The following is a 24,640-nucleotide window of genomic DNA, read 5'->3' on the forward strand; positions in this document are numbered from 1 at the left end:
GCGCAGCGCCTCAGCCCGCCGCCTGGGTGGACTCGCGCACGATGCAGCGCCCCTGCATGATCACCTTGCGCAGCGGCAGGTCGGGCGTGTGCAGCCGCTCCATGAGCAGGCCGAATGCGGCGCGGCCCATGGCCTCCACCGGCTGCTCGATCACGGTGATGGCGGGGGCCACCAGTTCTGTCCAGCGCTCGTTGTCGAAACCGGCGAGCGCCACGTCACCGGGGATGCGCAGGCCTGCGGCGCGTATGGCGCGCAGGCAGCCTTCCAGCAGCAGGCTGTTGCTGGCCACGAAGGCATCGGGCCGCTGCGGCTGGCGCAGCCATTGCGCGACCTCGGCCTCGGCGGCATCGCTGGTCGGGGGCAATTGGCGCAAGTCGGGCTCCAGGCCCGCATCGCGCATGGCGGCCAGATAGCCGTCGCAGCGCTCGCGCGCCGTGCTGCTGGTGCTGCCGAAGACGCCTGAAATGCGGCGGCGGCCCTGGTCCACCAGATGCCTGACCAGGGTGGCGCAGGCCTGGGCGTTGTCCAGCACCACGCTGTCATGGAAGGCCGGGGCGCCCGCCCGGTCCACCAGGACGACGGGGAACTCCAGCTGCATGCGCTCCAGCTTGTGCAGGCTGGCCTGGGTGGGCGCAAAGATCAGCCCCGCGATGCGCTCTTCCTGCATGAGCTGCAGGTACATGGCTTCGCGCTGCGGGTCTTCGTCGGTATTGCACAACAGCACGCGCCGGCCCTGGCGATAGGCCTCGGCCTCGACCGCGCGGATCAGGGCCGTGAAAAACGGGTTGCGTATGTCGGCCACCAGCACGCCCATGGGCCCTGCGTCGCGCGCGCGCAGCCGGCGCGCCATCAGATTGGGCCGGTAGCCCGTGGCCTGCACGGCGGCCGCGACCCGCGCCCGGACCTCCTCGCTGACCGAGCCGCCCGCCAGCGCGCGCGACACCGTCGATTTGGAAACCCCGGCCGCACGGGCCACATCGTTGATGCTGATGCTCAATGCAATCGTTCCCGTTGGTTATGGTCTGCCGCAGAGGATAACTCCAAAGAAATGCCGATTTATGGCCGGATTATGGCCGGGTTATGTTGCAGTGCAGATTGACTGATGGTTGGGAACGTTCCCACAATCCGCGCCATGATCAATGCCCATTCATCCCTCCCGGCGGTTGCAGCCACCGCTCCTGCGGGCCTGCAGATCGCCGTGCGCCTGGACGCCAGGGTGCGCGACAAGGCCGACGCCATTGCCCAGGCGGCCCGGCTGCTCCAGGACCTTGGCTGCGTGGCCCCTGGCTATGCCACCGGCATACAGGTGCGCGAGGCCCAGGCCGAAACCTTTCTGGGCCACGGCGTGGCCATTCCCCACGGCCGCGCCGAAGACCGGGCCCTGGTGCTGCGCGACGCGGTGGCCGTGCTCCAGGTGCGCGAGGGCCTGGATTGGAATGCAGGCCAGAACGTGCATCTGGTCGTGGCGGTGGCGGCACGCTCCGATGCGCACATCACCTTGCTGCGCCGCCTGGCCGGCCTGCTGCAGACACCCCGGCTGCAGGCGCTGTTCACCACCGGCGATGCGCAGCAGGTGATTGATGTGCTCCAGGGGCAAGCGGACCCGGCGCCGCCTACCGCCCGCCCTGCGGCAGCGGATCTGGCCGAGGCGCGCGAATGGAGCATTGCCTATCCCAACGGCCTGCATGCGCGGCCTGCCACGCGCTGGGCGGAGGCGGCGCGCGGCTTTACCTCGCGCATCCAGGTGCGCCATGGCGGCGAGGTGGCCGATGCGCGGCAGATGGCCAGCCTGCTGCAGCTGGGACTGCGCGAAGGCGACAAGGTCACCGTCTCGGCAGAGGGGCCCGATGCCAGTGCCGCGGTCCAGCGCCTGTGCGCCGTGGCCCAGGCCCTGGTGGCCCAGGAACGTGCCGATGCCGACGCCGCTGCGCGCAAGGCGGCCGAATCGCCCGCCACGGGCTGGCTGCCGCCGCTGGCGCGGCCTGCCTTTGTGGGCCTGGGCGCCAGCCCGGGGCTGGCCGTGGCCCGCATCCACCAGTGGCGTGTGGAGGCCGCCGAGATTCCCGACCTGCCCGAGCCGCTCAGCGTAGGCGGTGCGCGGCTGCATGCGGCACTGGCCGAAACACAGGGCCAGCTGCGCGCCCTGCATGACGACACCCGCCGCCGCCTGGGCGAAGGCGATGCGGCCATCTTCAGCGCGCAGGCCGAGTGGCTGGGCGACACCGGACTCATCACGCGCGCCTGCCAGCTCATGGTCCAGGGCCACGGCGTGGCCTGGGCCTGGGACCAGGCCGTGGAGGAAGGCGCTGCCCGTCTCCAGGCGCTGGACAACCCCGCGCTGGCCGCGCGTGCCGCCGACCTGCGCGACGTGGGCCGGCGCGTGCTCGTGCAACTGCAGCCCTCGCTGGCAGCGGCGGGACCGGAGGGCCTGCCGGAAGGCGGCTGCATCCTGGTCGCGGCCGATCTTTCGCCCTCGGAAACCGCCCGGCTGGACACGGCGCGCGTGTGCGCGCTGGTCACGGCGCAGGGCAGCCCCACCTCGCACACGGCCATACTCGCGCGCACGCTGGGGCTGCCGGCCGCCGTGGCGGCAGGCGGCGGCGTGCTGGGCATGGCCGATGGGGCCCTGGCCATCGTCGATGGCGCCAATGGCCGCATCTACCTTGATCCCTCGGAGCAGGACCTGGCTTCGGCGCGTGCCCACATGGCCGGGCAGCGGGCGCTGCAGGAACGCGTGGCCGCGCAGCGCAGCCTGCCTGCCATCACCACCGATGGCGTGCGCATCGAAGTCTGCGCCAACGTCAACCTGCCCGAGCAGGTGCCGCTGGCCCTGTCCCAGGGCGCCGAGGGCGTGGGTCTGATGCGCACGGAATTCCTGTTCCTGGAGCGCGGCAGCACGCCCGGCGAGGACGAGCAGTACGAAACCTACCGCGCCATGGCGCAGGCGCTGGAGGGCCGGCCGCTGATCGTTCGCGCGCTGGACATCGGCGGCGACAAGCAGGTCGCCCACCTGGAGCTGCCGCGCGAGGACAACCCCTTCCTGGGCGTGCGCGGCGCGCGGCTGCTGCTGCGCCGCCCCGACCTGCTGGAGCCCCAGATGCGCGCCCTGTACCGGGCGGCCCGCGATGGCGCAAGGCTGTCCGTGATGTTTCCCATGGTCACCAGCGTGCAGGAGCTGCTGGCGCTGCGCGCGGACTGCGAACGGCTGCGCGCCGAACTGGACGCCCCGGTCCTGCCGCTGGGCATCATGATCGAGGTGCCCGCCGCCGCCGTGCAGGCCGACGCACTGGCCCGCCATGCCGATTTCTTCTCCATCGGCACGAACGACCTGACCCAGTACGTGCTAGCCATGGACCGCCAGAACCCGCAACTGGCGGCCGAGGCGGACAGCCTGCATCCGGCCGTGCTGCGGATGGTGCGCGCCACCGTGCAGGGCGCTGCCACCCGCGCGCGCGCCGTGGGCGTCTGTGGCGGACTGGCCGGCGACCCGGTCGGCGCGCTGCTGCTGGCCGGGCTGGGGGTGGGCGAGCTGTCCATGACGCCCAACGACATCGCCGGTGTCAAGGCCGGCCTGCGCGCGGCCAGCCTGCGGCAGTTGCAGGCGCTGGCAGACAGGGCGCTCGGCTGCGAGGATGCCGCGCAGGTGCGGGCACTGGCCAAGGAGGTGACGGCATGAACGCCCCGCAAGCCATTACCGTGACCCTGAACCCGGCCATAGACCAGCTCGTGACCCTGGATGCGCTGCTGCCCGGCCAGGTGCAGCGCGCGCTGGGCAGCGTGCAGGCGCCGGGCGGCAAGGGCATCAATGTTGCCGCCGCCTTGGCGGGCCTGGGCGTTTCCACGGCCGCGCTGGGCGTGCTGGGCAGCGACAACGCCGGCATGTTCGAGGCCTTGTTCGCCCAGCGCGGCATTGCCGACGCCTGCCTGCGCGTGCCGGGCCAGACGCGCACCAACATCAAGCTGGTGGCCGATGGCGGACGCCAGACCACGGACATCAACCTGCCGGGCCTGGCCTTGGCCGAAGCGCATCTGCACGCCGTCATGGCCGCGCTGGCCCGGTATCTGCGGCCCGGCCTGGCCGTGGTGCTGTCGGGCAGCCTGCCGGCCGGCCTGCCTGCGGACAGCTGGGCCCGGCTCCAGGCCCAGGCCGTGGCCGCCGGTGCCGACGTGCTGCTGGACACCAGCGAGGCCCCCCTGGCCGCCGCCCTGGCGACGGCCCCCCATGCGGCCATGCCCTGGGCCATCAAGCCCAACCGGGAGGAGTTGCAGGCCGCCACAGGCCAGCGCCTGGACGGCCGCGACGCGCTGCTGGCCGCCGCGCGCAGCCTGCTGGACAGGGGGCTGGGACTGGCCGTGGTGTCCATGGGCGAGGAGGGCGCGCTGTTCGCCACCGCGCAAGGCGCGGTGATTGCGCGGCCGCCGCAGCGGGCACGCGGCAGCTCCGTGGGCGCGGGCGATGCCATGGTCGCGGGCATGGTGGCCGCGCGGCTGCGCGGACTGGATCTGGCGGACACCGCACGCCTGTCCACGGCCAGCGCGCTGGCCTGGCTGCAGGCCGCACCCGCACGCGAAGTCGATGCCAACCGCGTCCAGGCACTGGCTGCCAGCGTGCTGCTGGAGCCATGCCAGTGGCCGTGATCCCCCATTCTTCAGGAGCTTTCATGAACCCTCTTTTTGTGGTGATCGCAGCCGCCGGGCATGACGCCGAAGCGCTGCTGGCCGCCGAAGCCCTGCGCCATGCGGCCGGACAGCGTCCCTTGGCCGTGGAAGTGCGTGCCAGCGGCGGTGTGATCGGGCTGCATGCGGCCGATGCGGCCGCGCAGGCCGGGCAATTGCTGATCGTGGGGGATGCCGGCACCGATGACGATGCAGATACCGCCGCCGATGCCTCCCGCTTCGTGCAGGCCACCGTCGAGCGCTGCAGCCTGCGCGAGGCGCTTGATGATCCGGCCGGCGTGCTTGCACGCTGCGCTGCCGCCAGTCCCGCAGCACAGCGCACGGGCGAGAGCCTGGGCAAGCGCACGGGCAAGCGGATCGTGGCCGTCACCTCCTGCCCCACGGGCATCGCCCACACCTTCATGGCGGCCGAGGGACTGCAGCGCGGCGCGGCGGCGCTGGGCCACGCCATGCGCGTGGAAACGCAAGGCTCGGTGGGCGCGCTCGATGCGCTGACGCCGCAGGAGATTGCCGAGGCCGACCTGGTCATCATCGCCGCCGACCGCGAGGTCGATCTTTCGCGCTTCGCGGGCAAGCCGCTGCTGCGCAGCGGCACCAAGCCGGCCATACGCGACGGCTCGGGGCTGATCGCCAAGGCGCTGGCCGAAGCCACCGTGCATGGTGCCGCCGTGGGCGCTGCTGCAGGCGGCGCCGTGCCCACGCCGGCCCGGACCCAGGGCGGTGCCTATCGCCACCTGATGACCGGCGTGTCCTTCATGCTGCCCTTCGTCACGGCAGGCGGCATTCTGATCGCCATGGCTTTTGCGCTGGGCGGCATCTATGTCCATGACGATACCCACCAGGGCACGCTGGGATGGACGCTGTTCCAGATCGGCGCCAAGGGCGGCTTTGCGCTGATGGTGCCGGCGCTGGCCGGCTATATCGCCTATTCCATTGCCGACCGGCCCGGCATTGCGCCGGGCATGATCGGCGGGATGATCGCGTCCAGCATGGGCGCAGGCTTCATCGGCGGCATCGCGGCCGGCTTCATCGCCGGCTACGGCGTGGCCTTCATGGCGGCGCACATCCGGCTGCCGCAGGCGCTCAAGGGCTTGCTGCCCATGCTGATCCTGCCCGTGCTGGGCAGCCTGTTCACGGGGCTGCTGATGTTCTATTTGGTCGGTGCGCCCGTGGCCGAGCTGCTGCAGTGGTTGAGCGCCTGGCTGCGCGGCATGCAGGGTGCCAGTGCCTTGCTGCTGGGCCTGTTGCTGGGCGCGATGATGGCCTTTGACATGGGCGGGCCGGTGAACAAGGCCGCCTATGCGTTTTCCACGGGAATGATCGCGAGCCAGGTCTACACGCCCATGGCTGCGGCCATGATCGCCGGCATGACGCCGCCGCTGGGGCTGGCCCTGGCCACGCGCCTGTTTGCAGACCGCTTCACGCGCGAGGAGCGCGGCAGCGCCGCCTCGGCCGGCGTGCTGGGCCTGGCCTTTGTCACCGAGGGGGCCATTCCCTACGCGGCGCGCGATCCGCTGCGCACGATTCCGGCCCTGGTGCTGGGCTCGGCCGTGGCCGGAGCCGTGTCCATGCTGGCGGGGGTGGAGCTGAAGGTGCCGCATGGCGGCATCTTCGTCGCGCCCATTCCCAACGCCGTGACCCACGTGGCCATGTATGCGGTGGCGCTGGTGGCGGGCGTGGTGGTCACGGCCATCGCCCTGCGCCTGTTCAAAAGGCCCGCCGAAGCGGGCCTTTGAAGCGGGAAGCCGGGGGAACGCCTGTAGCGGCTCCCCCCGCAGCGTTCAGCGGGCTGCGGCGCGGGCCTGTTCCAGCCAGCCGTCGAAGGTCTTCTGGTGGGCCTTGATCCAGCCGTCCACATGGCGGTTGATGTCCGAGGGCTTGTTCTGGCCCTGGCTCATCATGTGGTTCTGCGCGCTGATGTCGCCCACGGGCAGTTGCATCAGCTCGAACAGCTTGCCGGCGTCGGGGTGCTTGTCGGTGAAGGCCTTGTTGGCCACGATCTGCTGCTTGTTCACCACGAAGCCGTAGTTCTTGCCGTTGGGCAGCTTGGTATCGAACTTGGCCTGCTCGCCGGGCAGCGAGGAGAAGGGCACCTCCAGCCACACCACGTCCTTGCCGGGCTTGAGCACGTTGCTCACCCAGTAGGGCGTCCAGGTGTAGTAGAGGATGGGCTTGCCGGCCTTGTAGCGCGAGATGGTGTCGGCGATCAGCGCCGAGTACGTGCCCTGCTTGTGGGTCACGGTGTCACGCAGCTTGTAGGCCGTCAGGTGGTGCTCGATCACGGCCTCGCAGCCCCAGCCCGGCGTGCAGCCGGTGAGGTCGGCCTTGCCGTCGCCGTCCGAGTCGAACAGCTTGGCGATCTTGGGGTCCTTCAACTGGCCGATATTGGTAATCTTGTATTCGTCGGCCGTCTTCTTGTCGATCAGATAGCCCTGGGCCGCGTTGTCCGAGTAAACGCCCTTGCGGAACAGCTTGGCGTCGCCGCCCGCGTTCTTGTAGTAGTCGGCGTGCAGCGGGTTCCAGTGCGTGGCCAGGAAAGTGGCATCGCCATTGGCAATCGCCACGTGGGCCGTGGGGTACTCGACTTCCTGGAAGGGCTGCACGTCGTAGCCCAGCTTCTCCAGGGCTTTCATGACGATCAGGGTCTGGAAGCTTTCTTCGGCGATGGAGCTCTTGAGCGGCGACACCTTCACGCCCTTGCCGGGCTGGTCGCTGGCGGCCGATGCGCCTGCGCAGGCCAGTGCGATGCCGGCAGCCATCGTGGCGGTGCGCAGCCAGTGGCTGGCAGTGGCAGTTGGCAGTCGATTGTGGTTCAGGGCTTGGTTCATCCTCGGGTTCCTCCGTTGTGTGATGAAAGGGGAGTGGGCGGCCAGCCTGGCTGGCCGCTTTTCGGGAAGGCGGCGCGGCAGTGGGCCCATCCGCGCCGCAGTGAAGGCATTCAGCTGGTGCTGCCGCGATGGACCGGCTTGTTGCCGGCGCCCAGCAGGCGGGCAATGCAGCCGGCGGGGCCGCTGTGCCACCAGCGCGCACCGCCACGGGTCGTCTGCCCCATGGCCTGGGTGATGCGGTCCAGCACGATGGCCAACAGCACGATGCCCAGTCCGCCCACGGTGGCCAGGCCCATGTCCAGGCGGCCGATGCCGCGCAGCACCATCTGGCCCAGGCCGCCCACGGCGATCATGGAGGCGATCACCACCATGGACAGCGACAGCATCAGCGCCTGGTTCACGCCCGCCATGATGGAGGGCATGGCCAGCGGCAGCTGCACCTTCCACAGCAACTGCCAGGGCGATGCGCCATAGGCGCGGCTGGCTTCGATCAGGTCGGGGCGCACCTGGCGTATGCCCAGGTTGGTCAGGCGGATCAGCGGCGGCAGCGCGAAGATGATGGTCACGATCACGCCGGGCACGTTGCCGATGCCGAACAGCATCACCACGGGCACCAGGTAGACGAAGGCCGGCGTGGTCTGCATGGCGTCGAGCAGCGGGCGTGTCCAGCGCTGCGCACGGTCGCTGGAGGCCAGCAAAATCCCCGCGGGCAGGCCGATGACCATGCAGAACACCAGCGAGGTCAGCACCAGGGACAGCGTCACCATGGCCTCGGGCCAGATGCCCAGCATGGCGACCACCACCAGCGAGATGGCGGCGCCAATGGCCATGGCGCGGCCCGCGAACTGCCAGGCCACCAGGGTCAGGATCAGGATCAGCAGCGGCCAGGGCAGGGCCAGCATGGCATCGGTGATGCCCGACAGCGTGCCGTCGATGGGCGTGCGCACGGCCTGGAAGAAGGGGCGGAAATGGTGGACCACCCATTCCAGGCCGCTGTTGATCCAGCCCTGCACGGGCAGGCCGTCGGTGGTCAATTGGTGCCAGAGGCTGGCATGGGCGTCGTCGGGAACGCCCGAGCCGGCCGAGGCGCCCAGCCAGTCACCGCCTGCAGCATCACCGCCGCTGGCGGCGCCCCAGGGATCGGCCGAGGCATCGGGCGCCGGCGTGGCGGCGGTGGCCCAGGGATCGGCGCTTGCAGAGGCTGCAGACGCTGCGGAATCGGTGGAAGCAGGGGCTGCGCTCGCATCGGCCCAGGGATCGGTGGCGGCAGCGGCGGTGTTCGGGTTCAGGCTGTTGGTTGCATCGCTCATGCGGCATCTCCTTGTCGTTGTTCAATCGGCTCCACGGTCGGCGCGACGGTGGGGGCGTTGGAGGCCGGGAAATGCGGGTTGAGCGTGACCGGCGGCACGATCTCCTGCGGCGGTGGCACGGGCGGCGTGTCGCGGTCCAGGAAGCGCAGCATGGTGGTGCGGCTGACCACGCCCATGAACTGGCCGTCGTCGCTGGTCACCGGCAGCGCGCAGGGCGCGGCGGCCACGGGGCCGAACAGCTCGGCCACCGGCGTGCCTGCGGACAGCGGCTCGACGTTGGGCAGGAAGGCGTGGCTCAGGCCCAGCATGCCCGGGCGGCCATGCAGTGCGTCGCGCAGCGACTGCGAGGACACCACGCCCAGGAAGCGGCGGCGCGCGTTGACCACATAGGCGTAGTCGCGGTCGGAGTCTTCCAGCAGACGCTGGGCTGCGCGGCAGCCGCGGTCGCTGTGCTCGGACACCACGGTCAGCGCCTGGCGCGCGATGTCGCCGGCCTTGAAGACCGAGGCCGCGTCCACGCCGCGCACGAAGCTGCGCACATAGTCGTCGGCGGGGCTGCGCAGGATCTCGTCGGGCGTGCCGACCTGGATCACCTGGCCGTCCTTCATGATGGCGATGCGGTCGCCGATGCGCATGGCCTCGTCCAGGTCATGCGAGATGAAGACGATCGTGCGGCGCTGGATCTGCTGCAGGCGCAGCAGCTCGGACTGCATCTCCGTGCGGATGATGGGGTCCAGGGCCGAGAAGGCCTCGTCCATCAGCAGGATGGACGGATCGGACGCCAGCGCCCGGGCCAGGCCCACGCGCTGCTGCATGCCGCCCGACAGCTCGTCGGGGTAGCTGGCGCCCCAGGCGCCCAGGCCCACCTGCTCCAGCGCGGCCTGGGCCTGTGTCTGGCGCTCGGCCTTGTCGGCGCCGGCCAGCTCCAGGCCGAAGGCCGTGTTGTCCAGCACCGTCATGTGCGGCATCAGCGCAAAGGACTGGAACACCATGGAGATGTCCTTGCGGCGCAGGGCGCGCAGGTCGCGCTCGCTCAGGGCGTTGATATCCTGGCCATCGACGACGATGCGCCCGGCCGTGGGCTCGATGAGGCGGTTGAGCATGCGCACCAGGGTGGACTTGCCCGAGCCCGACAGGCCCATGACGACGAAGATCTCGCCGGCCTCGATGGTGAAATTGGCGTCGAACACGCCGATGGACTGGCCCGTGCGCTCCAGGATCTCCTGTTTGCTCAGGCCCTGTTGGACGAGGTCGAGTGCGGTCTTGGGGTCGTCCCCGAACACCTTGAACACATGATCGATGATGATCTGCTTGGCCACTGTGGCGTTCTCCTTTTGGGTGAGATGGAACACAGTCCAGCGTCCTCGACAGGCGAAGACGCTGGCGCGCAAGCCAAAAATGAAGCCCTGATGCCGTTCGCTGCAGGGGACTGCCGTCCCCCGTTGCTGGGATTCAAACAGGTGCGAAAGCACCCGAGGCGGCTCGGATGGCACGCGAAGCGGTGCGCAAGAGCCAGAAGTCGAGAGCAGCCGGCGGCGAGGCGCGCGGTGTCTCAGTCGGGCATCGTGGCTGAAGATCAGCCAGCGCGATGCCCCACAACATCAGGACCGAGTTTCGGCCCGGTTGACGGGGCTGTACCGGAAGCACAACGATCCGCCGGGGTGTATCGGCAGGCCGTGAAGACGGTGCCGATGACCTGCTTGGCAGGTTGTAAAGAAGCCGAAATTATATAAAACAGGTTTTACTGCGTCAAAACGCATGAGCCGAAGAAGGCCTGTTTTGGGCTGTTTCAAGCCGTTGGGGGCTGCAATCCGGCCAGTATTTGCTCACTTAATGAGAGCATTAAAACCATGATTCGCAAGGCATATGCTGTCATCGATGAATAAAATCGGTCAAGCGTCAGCTTGAGGAAAGCTTCAGGCCCGATCTGCGGCAAAAAGCGTGCCTGGTGCGCTGGCCGGCCGGGCGCTGGCAGGTGACCGACCCGTTGCCTGCGCCCGCCCATGAAAAAAGCCCCGCAGCGGCTGGCGCTGCGGGGCTTCGGTGCGGGATGCCGCCGGCTCAGTGGTTGCTGGCCGTGCTGTTGATCAGCTTGTCGGTGTAGGCGATGGCCAGGGCGCTGGCCAGGAAGGTGACGTGGATGATGGTCTGCCACATCAGCACCTTGACGTCGTAGCTGCCTGCGTTGATGAAGGTCTTGAGCAGATGGATGGAGCTGATGCCGATGATGGACAGGGCCAGCTTGACCTTGAGGATGGAGGCGTTCACGTGGCCCAGCCACTCGGGCTGGTCGGGGTGGCTGTCCAGGCCCAGGCGGCTGACGAAGGTTTCGTAGCCGCCCACGATGACCATGATCAGCAGGTTGGAGATCATCACCACGTCGATCAGCGCCAGGACCACCAGCATGATGATGGTTTCGTTGAGCGCTCCGATGGGCGCATCGTGCTTGTAGCCGATGCTGGTGATCAGCGCCTGCAGCGCTTCCTGGTTGCCGAAGGCGGCCTCGATCAGGTGCCACAACTCGAGCAGGAAGTGCCAGACGTAGACGCCCTGGGCAGCAATCAGGCCCAGGTACAGCGGCAGCTGCAGCCAGCGGCTGGCGAAGATCAGGGAGGGCAGGGGACGCAGGGGGGAGCCGGGGGCTCGATTGGAGTTTTGCTGGCGGGCCATGGTGGTCGGTCGCGCTTGTCTGGTGTGGGGGCGTGGATGGGAGGGGACAATGGCCGTGGAAAACGGGCGCGCGATTTTAGCGGCGAAACAGGCCATTGCCAGTGACAGCCAGGAACTGCGGGGAATCCCCAGGTAGACGCGCCCGAGGGGGTTTCAGTCAGTGGCATGTAAGACCGGCCCCCGACAGTCACACCACAATTTTTATTTGGCCAGCCCAGGAGACAAGCAAGCATGAGCACCGCAACAGCATCCCCCATTGAATCGGTCCTGGTGGAGAACCGGGTCTTCCCGCCGCCGGCAGACTTCGCCGCCAAGGCCCGCATCTCCGGCATGGAGCAGTACAAGGCGCTGTGCGCCGAGGCAGAGAACGACTACCAGGGCTTCTGGGCCCGCCTGGCGCGCGAGAACGTGGTCTGGTCCAAGCCCTTCACCCAGGTGCTGGACGACAGCAATCCCCCGTTCTTCCGCTGGTTCGCCGACGGCGAACTCAACGCCAGCGCCAACTGCCTGGACAAGCACATGGGCACGGACGTCGAGCACAAGACGGCCATCATCTTCGAGGCCGATGGCGGCGAGGTCACCAAGGTCAGCTACCGCGAACTGCTGGAGCGCGTCTCGCAGTTCGCCAACGCGCTCAAGGCCCAGGGCGTGCAAAAGGGCGACCGTGTCCTGATCTACATGCCCATGACCATCGAGGGCGTGATCGCCATGCAGGCCTGCGCGCGCATCGGCGCCACGCACAGCGTGGTGTTCGGCGGCTTCTCGGCCAAGGCGGTGCAGGAGCGCATCGTGGACGTGGGCGCCGTGGCCGTGATCACCGCCAACTACCAGATGCGCGGCGGCAAGGAACTGCCGCTCAAGGCCATCGTGGACGATGCGCTGGCGCTGGGCGGCTGCGAGGCCGTGCGCCATGTCTTCGTCTACGAGCGCACGGCCACGGCCTGTGCCATGACGGCAGGCCGCGACAAGACCTTCGGCGAGATCCTGGCGGGCCAGAGCACCGAGTGCGCGCCCGTGGCCGTGGATTCCGAACACCCGCTGTTCATCCTCTACACCAGCGGCTCCACGGGCAAGCCCAAGGGCGTGCAGCACTGCACGGGCGGCTATGTGCTGTGGGCCAAGCAGACCATGGAGTGGACATTCGACCTCAAGCCCAGCGACGTGTTCTGGTGCACGGCCGACATCGGCTGGATCACCGGCCACACCTACGTGGCCTACGGCCCGCTGGCCGCTGGCGCTACGCAGATCGTGTTCGAGGGCGTGCCCACCTTCCCCAACGCGGGCCGCTTCTGGCAGATGATCGAGCGCCACGGCTGCACCATCTTCTACACGGCGCCCACGGCCATCCGCTCGCTGATCAAGGCCGCCGACGGCGATGCCGCCGTGCATCCGAAGAACTCGGACCTGTCCAGCCTGCGCCTGCTGGGCAGCGTGGGCGAGCCCATCAATCCCGAGGCCTGGATGTGGTACCACCGCAATGTGGGCGGCGAGCGCTGCCCCATCGTGGACACCTTCTGGCAGACCGAGAACGGCGGCCACGTGATCGCCCCCATGCCTGGCGCCACGCCGCTGGTGCCGGGTTCGTGCACGCTGCCGCTGCCGGGCATCATGGCCGCCATCGTCGACGAGACGGGCCATGAACTGCCCAACGGCGCAGGCGGCCTGCTGGTGGTCACCAAGCCCTGGCCGAGCATGATCCGCACCATCTGGGGCGACCCCGAGCGCTTCAAGAAGAGCTACTTCCCGGCCGAGCTGGGCGGGCAGACCTATCTGGCCGGCGACGGCGCCGTGCGCAGCGAGGACCGTGGCTACTTCCGCATCACGGGCCGCATTGACGATGTGCTCAATGTCTCGGGCCACCGCATGGGCACGATGGAGATCGAGTCGGCCCTGGTGTCCAAGACCGACCTGGTGGCCGAAGCCGCCGTGGTGGGCCGCCCCGATGACCTGACGGGCGAGGCCATCTGCGCCTTCGTGGTGCTCAAGCGCTCGCGTCCCACGGGCGAGGAGGCCAAGCAGATCGCCAAGGAACTGCGCGACTGGGTGGCCAAGGAAATCGGCCCCATCGCCAAGCCCAAGGACATCCGCTTTGGCGACAACCTGCCCAAGACGCGCAGCGGCAAGATCATGCGCCGCCTGCTGCGCTCGATTGCCAAGGGCGAGGCCATCACCCAGGACACGAGCACGCTGGAGAACCCGGCCATCCTCGACCAGTTGGCCGAGACGAACTGAGGGCTGACACGCCCGCCATGAAGAACCGGAGCACAGGCTCCGGTTTTTTCTTGGCTGGACTGCGGGCGGCGCGCTGTCTTGCAGTCCTATTTTGTGTGGGCCGACAGCTCAGGCATGATGGTTGCAGTACAACCGAAGCTGTTGTTTTCACCACTGCCGAGGGAGGCGTTGCACCATGAATCTGAGAACCCTGTCGCTGCTGATCACCGTGGCCCTGATTGCGCTGCTGGCGGCATTCAACTGGAACACGCTGGCCGCGCCTTCCGTCGTGTCGCTGGGCGTGACCGAAGTCCAGGCGCCGCTGGGCGTGCTGATGCTGGCGCTGACCTGCCTGCTGGGCGTGTTCTTCGTCGCCTATGTGCTGTGGCTGCAGGGCTCGGTACTGATGGAGGCGCGCCGCCACGCCAAGGAAATGCAGGCCCAGCGTGACCTGGCCGACAAGGCCGAGGCTTCGCGTTTCACCGAGCTGCGCACCGTGCTGGAAGACCTGCATGCGCGTGACAAGGAAGTGCTGATGGCGCGGCTGGACGGGCTGGAGGCGCACCTGGTGCAGCGTGCCCAGGAGTCGGACAACAGCACGGCCGCCTATGTGGGGCAGCTGGAGCAGCAGGTTCGCCTGTACCAGCAGCCCGGCGCAGGCGCACCGGACTACAGGTAGGCGGCCCCCGCCCGGATTCACGGGAGGACCATGAAAAAAACCGCGCGACTTGCGTTGCGCGGTTTTTTTCGTTGCGGGCCCCGAGGCGGGAGGCCGGCGGAACTTACTTCAGCGACAGTACCCAGGCGGCCAGCTTCTTGGCGTCGGCATCGTTGACCTGGGGGTTGGCGGGCATGGGAACCGGGCCCCAGACGCCGCTGCCGCCCTTCATGATCTTGGCAGCCAGCTTGTCCACGGCGTCCTTCTGGCCTGCGTACTTGGAGGCCACATCCTTGTAGGACGGGCCCACCAGCTTCTTGTCCACGGCGTGGCAGGCCATGCAGTTCTTGGAGGCGGCAAGAGCCTGGTCGGCCATGGCGGGAGCCACGGTGACGACGGTCAAGGCCAATGCGATCAATGTCTGCTTCATCATGAGTTCCTGGGGGTTGTCGGGAATAATTATGCGAAACATTGTAGTGGGCGCGCATGCCTGATGCGTTACCTCGTGTGAAGCACCGTCTGGTGAAGGAGAAGTTATGTATCTGTTGGGAATCGCGGTCTTGCTCACCCTGCTGAAGTTGGCCGATATCGAGCCTGTGGCCTCCTGGTCCTGGTACGTCATCCTGGGCGCCTATGGCGTGACGGCAGCCTGGTGGGCCTGGGCCGACACCTCTGGCTACACCAAGCGGCGCGCGGCCGACAAGATCGAGCAGCGGCGCTTGAAGCGCATCGAAAAGAACAAGGAAGCCATGGGCACGGGCACGCGCTCGCGTTCGCGCCGCTGAGGGGCCTTGAACGGCGGCGCAGGCTTCGCGGCAGGCGATGCCTGGGGTCTGCAAAGGGGCGGCCCATGCCGGCCGGGGCATTCCTGTGCCCCAGCGGTGCGGCGGGCGCTGCGCCATAATCTTCGCCCAGACCCTGGCCTTCCCCACAGGACCAGGGATGGACCGAGACGACAGACAACTGGATTCCCCATGCCCGCATACCGTTCCAAGACTTCCACCGGCGGCCGCAACATGGCCGGTGCGCGCGCCCTGTGGCGTGCCACCGGCATGAAGGATGGCGACTTCGACAAGCCCATCATCGCCATCGCCAACTCCTTCACGCAGTTCGTTCCGGGCCACGTCCACCTCAAGGACCTGGGCCAGCTGGTGGCGCGCGAGATCGAGGCCGCAGGCGGCGTGGCCAAGGAATTCAACACCATCGCCGTGGACGACGGCATCGCCATGGGCCACGACGGCATGCTGTACTCGCTGCCCAGCCGCGACATCATCGCGGACTCGGTGGAGTACATGGTCAACGCCCACTGCGCCGACGCGCTGGTGTGCATCTCCAACTGCGACAAGATCACCCCCGGCATGCTGATGGCCGCCATGCGGCTGAACATTCCGGTGATCTTCGTCTCCGGCGGCCCCATGGAAGCGGGCAAGACCAAGCTGGCCAATCCCAACACGCACAAGCTGGAGTTCAAGAAGCTGGACCTGGTCGATGCCATGGTGATCGCGGCCGACTCCAACTACACCGACGAGCAGGTCGCCCAGGTCGAGCGCTCGGCCTGCCCGACCTGCGGTTCCTGCTCGGGCATGTTCACCGCCAACTCCATGAACTGCCTGACCGAGGCGCTGGGCCTGTCCCTGCCCGGCAACGGCACGGTGCTGGCCACGCATGCCGACCGCGAGGAACTGTTCAAGCGCGCCGGCCGCCGCATCGTCGAGCTGGCCCGCGAGTACTACGAGCAGGAAGACGCCTCCGTGCTGCCGCGCTCCGTGGGCTTCAAGGCCTTCGAGAACGCGATGACGCTGGACATCGCCATGGGCGGCTCCACCAACACCATCCTGCACCTGCTGGCCATTGCCCGTGAAGCCGAGATCGACTTCACCATGGCCGACATCGACCGCCTCTCGCGCTCCGTGCCCCAGCTGTGCAAGGTGGCGCCCAACACGCAGAAATACCACATCGAGGATGTGCACCGCGCCGGCGGCATCTTCGCCATCCTCGGCGAGCTGGCCCGCGCGGGCAAGCTGCACACCGACGTGCCCACCGTGCACGCCAAGACCCTGGGCGAAGGCCTGGCGCAGTGGGACATCACCACCACCCAGGACGAGGCCGTCAGGCACTTCTACCTGGCAGGCCCGGCCGGCATTCCCACCCAGGTGGCCTTCAGCCAGAACACGCGCTGGCCCAGCCTGGACCTGGACCGTGCAGAAGGCTGCATCCGCTCCTACGAGCACGCCTTCTCCAAGGAAGGCGGCCTGGCCGTGCTGACGGGCAACATCGCCCTGGACGGCTGCGTGGTCAAGTCGGCCGGCGTGGACGAAAGCATTCACGTGTTCGAAGGCACGGCCCACGTGACCGAGTCGCAGGACGAGGCCGTGCAGAACATCCTGGACGACAAGGTCAAGGCCGGCGACATCGTCGTCGTGCGCTATGAAGGTCCCAAGGGCGGCCCCGGCATGCAGGAAATGCTCTACCCGACCAGCTACATCAAGTCCAAGGGCCTGGGCAAGGAGTGCGCACTGCTGACCGACGGACGCTTCTCGGGCGGCACCTCGGGCCTGTCCATCGGCCACTGCTCGCCGGAAGCTGCCGCTGGCGGCGCCATCGGCCTGGTGAAGAACGGCGACCGCATCCGCATCGACATTCCCAACCGCAGCATCAACGTGCTGGTCTCCGACGAGGAACTGGCCCGCCGCCGTGCCGAGCAGGATGCCAAGGGCTGGAAGCCCGCCGAGCCGCGCCCGCGCAAGGTCTCGGCCGCGCTCAAGGCCTATGCCAAGCTGGTGATGTCGGCCGACAAGGGCGCCGTGCGCGACCTGTCCCTGCTGGACGACTGACACCGGGCTGCACCGCCGCCCGGCGGTGTGCACCCGATGAAAATGAAAAGGGATGGAAGGCCTTGCGGCTTTCCATCCCTTTTTCTTTTCTCTTCTCTCAGGCCCTTGAGGGCTCTTGTTTCATCGCGGGGCGACCGGCTTGCCGTTTCATCGTGGCTGCCGGTTCGGGTTTTCATCGTGGAGCAAACAGCCCACTCTCATTTATGGGAAGTGCCTGAAAAACTGGCGCGGCCAAAACAAGGGACAGCGAGCAAGGGCCGCCCCGCCGCGAGGCTGTCGTCCCCCTCCCGCGAAGCGAGAGAGGGGGAAGGCGCGAAGCGCCTCAGGGGGAGCTTCATTCAGGCCGGCTCGCCCATCTTGCTTTGCAGGTAGTTGGGCAGACCGATCTTCTCGATCAGGCCCAGTTGCTTCTCCAGCCAGTAGGCGTGGTCTTCTTCCGTGTCGCGCAGCTGGGCCAGCAGCAGGTCACGGCTGTTGAAGTCGCTGTGGCGCTCGCACAGGGCCATGGCCGAGCGCAGGCTGTCACGCACGCGGTATTCGGTGGCCAGGTCCTTGCGCAGCATCTCTTCGACGGTCTCGCCGGGTGTGAACTCATGCGGGCGCATGTCGGGGCGGCCGCCCAGGAACAGGATGCGGCGCAGGATGGCGTCGGCGTGCTGGGTTTCCTCTTCCATCTCATGGCCGATGCGCTCGAACAGGCGCAGCAGGCCCTGGTCTTCGTACTGGCGCGAGTGGATGAAGTACTGGTCGCGCGCGGCAAGCTCGCCGCGCAGCAACTCTATGAGGCATTCGATGACTTCTGGTTGGCCTTGCATGTTCTTCTTCTCCTGACTGTGTGAACGCCGCAAGTATCGCGTGAACCGGCCCTTGGGCCAAAGCGCGCGCTGCAATTCCCCGTGGACGGCGCATTGCATGCATGCGCGACGCAGAAGCATTCGCATCGCGGCAGGCTGGCGGGGGGGTGGGGGCTAGGGTAAACGCTGTATTGCGGGCTTTAATAATAGTTATTTATCATAACGATTATGGAGCCGAAGCATCGGTGTCCAAAACCCCATTTCCCCTTTGCACAAGGAAGCGCAATGAGCACAGAACGTACCGAAGAACAGACCGTGTCCTGCACCGTCACAGGCCGCGTGGCCTGGGTGAAATTCAACCGTCCCGAAAAGCGCAACGCCATGAGCCCCCAGCTCAACCGCCAGATGATGCGTGTGCTCGACGACCTGGAGTTCCGTGACGACGTGGGCGTGGTCGTGCTTGCAGGCGAAGGCACGGCCTGGACTGCCGGCATGGACCTGAAGGAATACTTCCGCGAGACCGAGGCCACCGGCCTGGCCGGCACCCGCAAGGCCCAGCGCGAGAGCTATGGCTGGTGGCGCCGCCTGCGCTGGTTCCAGAAGCCGACCATTGCCATGGTCAACGGCTGGTGCTTCGGCGGCGGCTACGGCCCCCTGTTCGCCTGCGACCTGGCCTTTGCCTCGGATGACGCCAAGTTCGGCCTGTCCGAAATCAACTGGGGCATCCTGCCCGGTGGCGGCGCCTCCAAGGTGGCCGTGGAGCTGCTGTCCTTCCGCCGTGCCATGTACCACGCCATGCTGGGCGAGAACATCGACGGCCGCACGGCCGCCGAGTGGGGCCTGGTCAACGAGTCGCTGCCGGCCGATCGCCTGCAGGCCCGCGTCACCGAAGTGGCCGAGGCCCTGCTGCAGAAGAACCCCAGCGCCCTGAAGGCCACCAAGGACGCCATCCGCCGCGTGCGCGACATGAGCTACGACAACGCCGAGGACTACCTGGTGCGCGCCCAGGAAGCCGCCAACAGCTACGACAACGAAGGCCGCAAGGAAGGCATGCGCCAGTTCCTGGACGACAAGACCTACAAGCCCGGCCTGGGCACCTACGACCTCTCGAAGCAAAAGTCCTGAAGACCCGCACATCCTGAGTGGCCGCGCCCTCGCTGCTAGGGCGCCTGCCGCCAACCCATTGGAGACAAGAATGACAACGACAGAGATGGCGGCCGCCCTGCGGCCCGACATCGGCAGGCTGCTGAGGCCGCGTTCCATCGCCATCGTCGGCGCCTCGGCCACGCCGGGTGCGCTGGGCGCATCGGTGCTGGGCAATCTGGAGCGCAACGGCTTCGCCGGCGACATCCACCTGATCAATCCCAAGCGCAGCGAGATCGCCGGGCGGGCCTGCCTGGCCTCGGTCGATCAGCTGCCCGAAGGCGTGGATGTGGCCGTGCTGGCCATCCCCCAGCCCTTTGTGCTGGACACGGTGCGCGCATTGGCGGCGCGCCGCGTGGGCGCGGCGGTGATCTTCTCGGCAGGCTTTGCCGAGGCGGGCGAGCGCGGCATGGCCGAGCAGCGCGAGATCGCACGCATTGCCGCCGAGGCCGGCATGGTGGTGGAAGGCCCCAACTGCCTGGGCTGCATCAACTACCTGCAGCGCGTGCCGCTGACCTTTGTCGAGGTGAATATCGACGCGCAGCAGGTCGATGCCGCGCGGCCCGCGATCGGCGTGGTCTCGCAAAGCGGCGCCATGATGACCGTGCTGTGCACCACGCTGGCCAGCCGCGCGCTGCCGCTGTCGCACGCCATCTCCACGGGCAACGAGGCCGCCAGCCATGCCGAGGACTATGTGGACTTCCTGCTGGAGCAGCCTTCCACCCGCGTGGTCGCCATGATCGTCGAGCAGTTCCGCCAGCCCGCGCGCATCCTGGCCGCCGTGGCCCGTGCGCGCAGCCTGGACAAGTCCGTTGTGCTACTGCATCCGGGCAAGAGCAGTGCGGCGCGCGCCTCGGCCGCCACGCACACCGGCGCCATGGCCGGCGACTATGCGCTGATGCGCACCAAGCTGGAACGCGCAGGCGCCGTGTTTGCCGAGACACTGGAGGAGCTGGGCGACATCGCCGAGATCGCCATCCGCTGCCCCGTGCTTCCATCGGCTGGTGCGGCCGCTGCAGCGGGAGTTGCCGTGCTGGGCGAGTCCGGCGCCTTCAAGGCGCTGACGCTGGACTGGGCCGAGGAACTGGGCCTGGCCCTGCCCGCCATCGGCGACGACGACTCGCCCGCGCTGCGTGCGGCACTGCCCGAGTTCGTGGGCGTGAGCAACCCGCTGGACCTCACGGCCCAGGGCCTGGTGGAGCCGGACCTGTATTTCCGCACGCTGGATGCGCTGTTTGGCGATGCGCGCTTTTCCACCGTCCTGGTCGGCCTGATCCAGGGCGATCCGGTGACCTGCGGCATCAAGATGCCGCCCGTGCTGCGCGCCGTGCGCGAGCTGCGGCCGGCCAAGCCCGTCATCGTCGCGGGCCTGGACGAGGGCGCGGCCGTGCCTGCCGAGTTCATCGCCGAGATGCGTGCGCTGGGCGTGCCGTACTTCCCCAGCACCGAGCGTGCCCTGCGCGCCGTGCAGCGCCTGACCGCCTTCAGCCAGCGCAGTTTCGAGCGCACCGATGCCCAGCCCGTCGCCCTGGACCTGCCCGCAGGCCGCACGGTGGTGCCCGAGTACGAATCCAAGGCCGTGCTGGCACAGGCCGGCATACCCTTTGCGCGCGGCCGGCTGGCCACCTCGGCCGAGCAGGCGGTGGCGATTGCGTCGGAGATCGGCTGGCCCGTGGCGCTCAAGGCGCAGTCCGCCGACCTCAGCCACAAGAGCGATGCGGGCGGCGTGATCCTGAACATTGCCGACGCGCAGGCCATGGGCGAGGCCTGGGGCCGGCTGCATGCCAACGTGGCGGCCTATGACAGCGCCATTGCGCTGGACGGCGTGCTGATCGAGGCCATGGGCCAACGCGGCCTGGAGATGATCATCGGCGCGCGCAACGATCCGCAGTGGGGCCCGGTGATCCTGGCCGGCCTGGGCGGCGTGACGGCCGAGATCATGCGCGATGCGCGCCTGCTGGACGCCGACCTGTCCACCGGCGAGGTGCTGCGCGAGCTGGACCGGCTGCAGGGCGCGCCGCTGCTGCACGGCTACCGGGGCGCTCCGGCGCTGGACCGCCAGGCGCTGGCCGAACTCATCGTGCGCCTGGGCCAGGTGCTGCGCGGCACGCCGGCCATCCGCGAGATCGACCTCAACCCGGTCATCGTGCTGCCCGAAGGGCAGGGCGTGGTCGCGCTCGATGCGCTGATGCTGGTCGAGCACAGCGCCGGCTGATGCCCGCGCAAGGGTTGGCGCGGTGCGCCGGCCCTTTTCATGCGCAGCCCTGTCTCGCTTTCCCGCTTTCTTTTTTCCGCTTTCCCTTCCTCCACAGGAGGTCTCCATGAGCCTGCCTTACCCGCCGGGCCGCGTGTCCACGCCCGCGCCGGCCGAGTCGAACGGACTCGGCTATGCCTACTACGTCGCCATCATCCTGCTGCTGGCCTACACCCTGTCCTTCGTGGACCGCCAGATCCTGGGCCTGCTGGTGCAGCCCATCAAGAAGGATCTGCAACTGTCGGACTGGGTGTTCAGCATCGTCCACGGCTTTGCCTTCGCCATCTTCTACACCTTCGTCGGCATCTTCCTGGGGCGCCTGGCCGACCGCTGGAACCGCCGCAACCTCATCGTCATCGGCATGGCGATCTGGGTGGTGGCCACGGCGGCCGGTGGCTATGTCACGGGCTTTGTCTCGCTGTTCGTGGCGCGCATGTTCGTGGGCGTGGGCGAGGCGGCGCTGTCGCCGGCGGCCTATTCCATGCTGGCCGACTACTTCCCGCCCGAGCGCCGCGCGCGCGCCATGAGCATCTACACCTCGGGCGTGTACATCGGCTCGGCCACGGCCTTCATCGTGGGCGGCCTGGTCATCCAGGCCACCAGCCAGGCCGGCGAGGTGGTGTTCCCGCTGCTGGGCAGCTTCAAGCCCTGGCAGGCGGCCTTCATCTTCGTGGCCCTGCCCGGCATTCCGCTGGTGGCGCTGATGTACACCGTGCGCGAGCCGGTGCGCCGCGGCCTGCAGGCGGCAGGCGCCTCCGCCAGGGCCGCCGCTGCAGCAGGCCCCGCGCCCGATCTGTCCCATGTGTTCCGCAACAAGCGCGCCTTCCTGCCGCTGCTGCTGGCGCCGGGCATCACGGCCATGATCACCTTCGGCGTCACGGCCTGGCTGCCGGCCACCTTCATCCGCCAGTGGGGCTGGACGCCCGGCGAGATCGGCCCCGCCTACGGCGTCATCATCCTGACCTTCGGCATTGGCGGCATGCTGCTCAGCGGCTTCCTGGCCGACTACCTCACGGCGCGCGGCAAGCAGGTGGGCTCGATCGTCATCTCGCTGGTGGCCACCGGCGTGCTCATCATCACCGGCCTGGTGCTGGCCTTTGCGCCTTCGCCCACGGTGGCCCTGGTGGCCGTGGCGGTCACCACCTTTTTCCTGGGCATGCCGGTGGCACTGGCGCCGCCCATCCTGCAGGCGGTCACGCCCAACCAGCTGCGCGGCCAGGTGACTTCCATCTACCTGCTGCTGATCAACCTGATCGGCCTGGGGCTCGGCCCCTTCCTCGTGGCCTTTTTCACGGACTTCGTCTTCCATGACGAAAAGCTCGTGGGCCTGTCGCTGGGCCTGGTGTCCGCCCTGGCCGCGCTGCTGTCCGTGCTGTGCCTGGCCAGCGCCATCGGCCCCTACCGCCGCCTGGTCGCGGCCATGGAGGGCCGGGCATGAGCGCGCAGGCATCGCATTGCTCGCATTACCAGCCGCCGCTGCAGGACATCCGCTTCGTCCAGCAGCACTGGCTGGGTGCAGAGGCCGACTGGCGCCGCATGCCGGCCCATGAAGCCCTGGACCAGGAGACGGCCGACATGGTGGTCGAGGCGGCCGGGCGCTTTTGCGCCGACGTGCTGGCGCCGCTCAACGGCCCGGCCGACCTGCAGGGCTGCCGACTGGAAGAGGGCAGGGTGCGCACGCCCGACGGCTTTCCCGAGGCCTATGCGGCTTTCGTGGAAGCCGGCTGGCCGGCCCTGGCCTGCGCGCCCGAGACCGGCGGCCAGGGCCTGCCCCAGCTGCTGGATGCCGCGCTGCACGAAATGCTGGCCTCGGCCAACCATGGCTGGACCATGTACCCGGGCATCCTGCACGGCGCCTATGCCTGCCTGCACGCGCATGGCGACGCGCACCTGCGTGCCACCTACCTGCCGCACATCGTCAGCGGGCGCTGGCTGGCCACCATGTGCCTGACCGAGCCCCAGGCTGGCTCCGACCTGGGCCTGCTGCGCAGCCAGGCCCGGCCCCGGGGCGATGGCAGCTACCGCCTGGACGGCAGCAAGATCTTCATCTCGGGCGGCGACCAGGACATGAGCGAGAACATCGTGCACCTGGTGCTGGCGCGGCTGCCCGATGCGCCGGCGGGCACGCGCGGGCTGTCGCTGTTCCTGGCGCCGCGCGGCATTCCCCAGGACGGCGGCGGGTTCCTGCCCAACGCCATTCACTGCGACGGCATCGAAAAGAAGATGGGCATCAAGGGCAGCGCCACCTGCGCCATGCGCTTCGAGGGTGCGCAGGCCTGGCTGGTCGGCCAGCCCCACCAGGGCCTGGCCGCCATGTTCGTGATGATGAATTCCGCCCGCCTGCACGTGGGCCTGCAGGGCCTGGGCCATGCCGAGATGGCCTGGCAACTGGCGCGCGCCTATGCGGCCGAGCGCCGCCAGATGCGTTCCCAGCCCCGTCCCGCCGATGCGCAGGGCCCCGCCGACCCCATCGCCCTGCAGCCGGCCGTGCAGCGCATGCTGGCCGACCTGCGTGTGTGGACCGAAGGCATGCGCGCCATTGCAGGCTGGGTGGCCCACCAGCTGGACCTGGCCGAACAGGCGCCGGATGCCGCAGAGCGCGCCCAGGCCCACGCACTGGCCTCGCTGCTCACGCCCGTGGTCAAGTCCTTCTTCACCGAGCGGGGCTTTGCGCTGGCCAGCGAGGCGCTGCAGGTCTTCGGCGGCTATGGCTATGTGCACGAGTACCGCATAGAGCAGACGCTGCGCGATGCGCGTATCGCCATGATCTACGAGGGCACGAACCAGATCCAGGCGCTGGACCTGCTGCAGCGCAAGGTGGCGGCCAGCGGCGGGGCCGCGCTGGCACCGCTGCTGGCGGCACTGCGCGAGGAGGCCGCTGCCTGCGAGGCGGCGGGCATGGAGCCCGGCCTGGCCGGCGCGCTGCGCAGCTGGAGCGATCGCACCGAAGCGCTGACGGGCGCGCTGTGCGCCCGCGCCGCGGGCGACGCCCCGTTGCTGGCGCGCTGCGCCGAGGACTATCTGCGCCTGGTCGGCACGCTGTGCATGGCCTTTGCCTGGGCGCGCGCGGCGCGTGTCAGCCAGCCGCTGGCCGATCCGGCGCTGCGCCGCTCCAAGGCGGACAGCGCGGCCTGGTTCTTCGCGCATGGGCTGCTGGATGCGGAGCACTGGCTGCGCCGCACCGAGTCCGCCGCCCGCACGCCGCTGCCGGCTGCCGTGGCCTGAGCGGGCAGCCGGGGCTTTTATGATGGAACGCCGCAC

The 24,640-nt window shown here is 68.6% G+C and carries 18 protein-coding genes; 11 read left to right on the plus strand and 7 right to left on the minus strand.

Annotated elements, in window-relative coordinates:
- Positions 1-10: 10 nt before the first annotated feature.
- Positions 11-997 carry a LacI family DNA-binding transcriptional regulator gene (locus ACUTR7_RS08485; protein WP_445608593.1) on the minus strand — a complete coding sequence of 329 codons (987 nt, stop codon included), beginning with the start codon at positions 995-997 and terminating at the stop codon, positions 11-13.
- 135 nt (positions 998-1,132) lie between these two features.
- Between ACUTR7_RS08485 and ptsP the strand changes: the two genes are divergently transcribed.
- The 3 genes from ptsP to ACUTR7_RS08500 are packed head-to-tail and all read left to right on the plus strand — an operon-like array spanning position 1,133 to position 6,413.
- Positions 1,133-3,676, plus strand: coding sequence for a phosphoenolpyruvate--protein phosphotransferase (ptsP, locus tag ACUTR7_RS08490; RefSeq protein WP_445608594.1), 2,544 nt, complete (start codon positions 1,133-1,135; stop codon positions 3,674-3,676).
- Complete coding sequence (locus ACUTR7_RS08495; protein ID WP_445608595.1) at positions 3,673-4,638, plus strand: 1-phosphofructokinase family hexose kinase; 966 nt, start codon at positions 3,673-3,675, stop codon at positions 4,636-4,638. The genes ptsP and ACUTR7_RS08495 overlap by 4 nt, the downstream gene beginning before the upstream one ends.
- Before the next feature lie 23 nt (positions 4,639-4,661).
- Positions 4,662-6,413, plus strand: coding sequence for a PTS fructose transporter subunit IIC (locus ACUTR7_RS08500; protein WP_445608596.1), 1,752 nt, complete (start codon positions 4,662-4,664; stop codon positions 6,411-6,413).
- Positions 6,414-6,458: 45 nt separating this feature from the next.
- On the opposite strand, the gene proX is transcribed toward ACUTR7_RS08500, so the two are convergent.
- The 4 genes from proX to ACUTR7_RS08520 all read right to left on the minus strand — a co-directional run bounded on the left by proX (position 6,459) and on the right by ACUTR7_RS08520 (position 11,485).
- Positions 6,459-7,505: a glycine betaine/L-proline ABC transporter substrate-binding protein ProX gene (proX, locus tag ACUTR7_RS08505; RefSeq protein WP_088165310.1), complete on the minus strand. Its 1,047-nt coding sequence runs from the start codon at positions 7,503-7,505 to the stop codon at positions 6,459-6,461.
- A gap of 110 nt (positions 7,506-7,615) precedes the next feature.
- The gene (gene proW / locus ACUTR7_RS08510; protein WP_207444569.1) at positions 7,616-8,815 is read right to left on the minus strand and encodes a glycine betaine/L-proline ABC transporter permease ProW; all 1,200 of its coding nucleotides are present in this window, start codon (positions 8,813-8,815) and stop codon (positions 7,616-7,618) included.
- Complete coding sequence (gene proV, locus ACUTR7_RS08515; protein ID WP_141834109.1) at positions 8,812-10,134, minus strand: glycine betaine/L-proline ABC transporter ATP-binding protein ProV; 1,323 nt, start codon at positions 10,132-10,134, stop codon at positions 8,812-8,814. Before proV ends, proW begins: the two co-directional genes overlap by 4 nt.
- A 742-nt stretch (positions 10,135-10,876) precedes the next feature.
- On the minus strand, positions 10,877-11,485 hold the full coding sequence (locus tag ACUTR7_RS08520) for a TIGR00645 family protein (protein ID WP_012204594.1): 609 nt from the start codon (positions 11,483-11,485) through the stop codon (positions 10,877-10,879).
- 231 nt (positions 11,486-11,716) lie between these two features.
- On the opposite strand from ACUTR7_RS08520, the gene acs reads away from it, so the two are divergent.
- Entirely contained in the window at positions 11,717-13,717 is a 2,001-nt protein-coding gene (acs, locus tag ACUTR7_RS08525; protein WP_013803247.1) for an acetate--CoA ligase, read from the plus strand.
- A gap of 175 nt (positions 13,718-13,892) precedes the next feature.
- Positions 13,893-14,375 carry a hypothetical protein gene (locus ACUTR7_RS08530; RefSeq protein WP_013803246.1) on the plus strand — a complete coding sequence of 161 codons (483 nt, stop codon included), beginning with the start codon at positions 13,893-13,895 and terminating at the stop codon, positions 14,373-14,375.
- Between the two features lie 103 nt (positions 14,376-14,478).
- On the opposite strand, the gene ACUTR7_RS08535 is transcribed toward ACUTR7_RS08530, so the two are convergent.
- On the minus strand, positions 14,479-14,784 hold the full coding sequence (locus ACUTR7_RS08535; protein WP_034398318.1) for a c-type cytochrome: 306 nt from the start codon (positions 14,782-14,784) through the stop codon (positions 14,479-14,481).
- Positions 14,785-14,890: 106 nt separating this feature from the next.
- On the opposite strand from ACUTR7_RS08535, the gene ACUTR7_RS08540 reads away from it, so the two are divergent.
- A complete protein-coding gene (locus ACUTR7_RS08540; protein WP_013803244.1) occupies positions 14,891-15,139 on the plus strand; it encodes a TIGR04438 family Trp-rich protein in 249 nt (82 codons plus the stop codon).
- A 189-nt stretch (positions 15,140-15,328) separates the two neighbouring features.
- Entirely contained in the window at positions 15,329-17,188 is a 1,860-nt protein-coding gene (gene ilvD / locus ACUTR7_RS08545) for a dihydroxy-acid dehydratase (protein ID WP_043819478.1), read from the plus strand.
- Positions 17,189-17,526: 338 nt separating this feature from the next.
- Here the strand turns inward: ilvD and bfr are convergent, their stop codons facing one another.
- Positions 17,527-18,003 (minus strand): bacterioferritin, encoded by a 477-nt coding sequence (gene bfr, locus ACUTR7_RS08550; protein ID WP_013803242.1) that lies wholly within the window; start codon positions 18,001-18,003, stop codon positions 17,527-17,529.
- A 264-nt stretch (positions 18,004-18,267) separates the two neighbouring features.
- Between bfr and ACUTR7_RS08555 the strand changes: the two genes are divergently transcribed.
- The 4 genes from ACUTR7_RS08555 (at position 18,268) to ACUTR7_RS08570 (ending at position 24,604) form a co-directional block, all read left to right on the plus strand.
- Positions 18,268-19,107 (plus strand): p-hydroxycinnamoyl CoA hydratase/lyase, encoded by an 840-nt coding sequence (locus tag ACUTR7_RS08555; protein ID WP_063326635.1) that lies wholly within the window; start codon positions 18,268-18,270, stop codon positions 19,105-19,107.
- Between the two features lie 70 nt (positions 19,108-19,177).
- Positions 19,178-21,340 carry an acetate--CoA ligase family protein gene (locus tag ACUTR7_RS08560; RefSeq protein ID WP_445608597.1) on the plus strand — a complete coding sequence of 721 codons (2,163 nt, stop codon included), beginning with the start codon at positions 19,178-19,180 and terminating at the stop codon, positions 21,338-21,340.
- A gap of 106 nt (positions 21,341-21,446) precedes the next feature.
- On the plus strand, positions 21,447-22,817 hold the full coding sequence (locus ACUTR7_RS08565) for a spinster family MFS transporter (RefSeq protein WP_445608598.1): 1,371 nt from the start codon (positions 21,447-21,449) through the stop codon (positions 22,815-22,817).
- A complete protein-coding gene (locus tag ACUTR7_RS08570; RefSeq protein WP_445608599.1) occupies positions 22,814-24,604 on the plus strand; it encodes an acyl-CoA dehydrogenase in 1,791 nt (596 codons plus the stop codon). The genes ACUTR7_RS08565 and ACUTR7_RS08570 overlap by 4 nt, the downstream gene beginning before the upstream one ends.
- The last annotated feature ends 36 nt before the right edge of the window (positions 24,605-24,640 follow it).

It is taken from the genome of Delftia sp. NA_296.1 (genome assembly GCF_052692095.1).

Coding starts and splice junctions, on each gene's coding strand:
- bfr (WP_013803242.1), bottom strand. CDS start 18,003: ATGCAAGGCCAACCAGAAGTCATCGAATGCCTCATAGAGTTGCTGCGC.
- ptsP (WP_445608594.1), top strand. CDS start 1,133: ATGATCAATGCCCATTCATCCCTCCCGGCGGTTGCAGCCACCGCTCCT.
- ilvD (WP_043819478.1), top strand. CDS start 15,329: ATGCCCGCATACCGTTCCAAGACTTCCACCGGCGGCCGCAACATGGCC.
- proW (WP_207444569.1), bottom strand. CDS start 8,815: ATGAGCGATGCAACCAACAGCCTGAACCCGAACACCGCCGCTGCCGCC.
- ACUTR7_RS08565 (WP_445608598.1), top strand. CDS start 21,447: ATGAGCCTGCCTTACCCGCCGGGCCGCGTGTCCACGCCCGCGCCGGCC.
- acs (WP_013803247.1), top strand. CDS start 11,717: ATGAGCACCGCAACAGCATCCCCCATTGAATCGGTCCTGGTGGAGAAC.
- ACUTR7_RS08520 (WP_012204594.1), bottom strand. CDS start 11,485: ATGGCCCGCCAGCAAAACTCCAATCGAGCCCCCGGCTCCCCCCTGCGT.
- ACUTR7_RS08495 (WP_445608595.1), top strand. CDS start 3,673: ATGAACGCCCCGCAAGCCATTACCGTGACCCTGAACCCGGCCATAGAC.
- ACUTR7_RS08535 (WP_034398318.1), bottom strand. CDS start 14,784: ATGAAGCAGACATTGATCGCATTGGCCTTGACCGTCGTCACCGTGGCT.
- proX (WP_088165310.1), bottom strand. CDS start 7,505: ATGAACCAAGCCCTGAACCACAATCGACTGCCAACTGCCACTGCCAGC.
- ACUTR7_RS08530 (WP_013803246.1), top strand. CDS start 13,893: ATGAATCTGAGAACCCTGTCGCTGCTGATCACCGTGGCCCTGATTGCG.
- ACUTR7_RS08560 (WP_445608597.1), top strand. CDS start 19,178: ATGACAACGACAGAGATGGCGGCCGCCCTGCGGCCCGACATCGGCAGG.
- ACUTR7_RS08570 (WP_445608599.1), top strand. CDS start 22,814: ATGAGCGCGCAGGCATCGCATTGCTCGCATTACCAGCCGCCGCTGCAG.
- ACUTR7_RS08540 (WP_013803244.1), top strand. CDS start 14,891: ATGTATCTGTTGGGAATCGCGGTCTTGCTCACCCTGCTGAAGTTGGCC.
- ACUTR7_RS08555 (WP_063326635.1), top strand. CDS start 18,268: ATGAGCACAGAACGTACCGAAGAACAGACCGTGTCCTGCACCGTCACA.
- ACUTR7_RS08500 (WP_445608596.1), top strand. CDS start 4,662: ATGAACCCTCTTTTTGTGGTGATCGCAGCCGCCGGGCATGACGCCGAA.